Annotated in this window: 1 protein-coding gene; it reads right to left on the bottom strand. The window is 54.6% G+C overall.

Translation table 11 applies throughout. The features are described from left to right. Positions 1 to 269, bottom strand: a 269-nt coding sequence (locus MXD62_RS08725; RefSeq protein WP_248828880.1) for an SAM-dependent methyltransferase, incomplete at both ends; no start/stop codon positions are given.

The raw sequence follows: 269 nt of genomic DNA, 5'->3' as shown, positions 1-269 counted from the left end.
GATGGGGAGCTTCATAAAAGAGTAGTGTCTCGGAATAGCGCTGCAGACGCTCCAGCTCCTCACGTCGCTCTTTTTTCTCACGAGGCAAAAAACCGCAAAAGACGAACTTGTCCGTCGGTAAACCGGAGGCAATCAATGCCGTCAGCGCCGCGTTGGCACCTGGAATGGGAATAACGGTATATCCCTGTGACACCGCATCCCGTACCAGATCAGCCCCTGGATCGGAGATCGCGGGAAGTCCGGCATCGCTTACCAGCGCTATCTTTTTC

This window comes from Frankia sp. Mgl5 (assembly GCF_023242985.1).
In the GTDB taxonomy this organism is placed as follows: domain Bacteria; phylum Actinomycetota; class Actinomycetes; order Frankiales; family Frankiaceae; genus Parafrankia; species Parafrankia soli.
The sequence above is the reverse complement of the archived record's forward strand: the minus strand, read 5'-3'. Positions and strand labels throughout refer to the sequence as shown.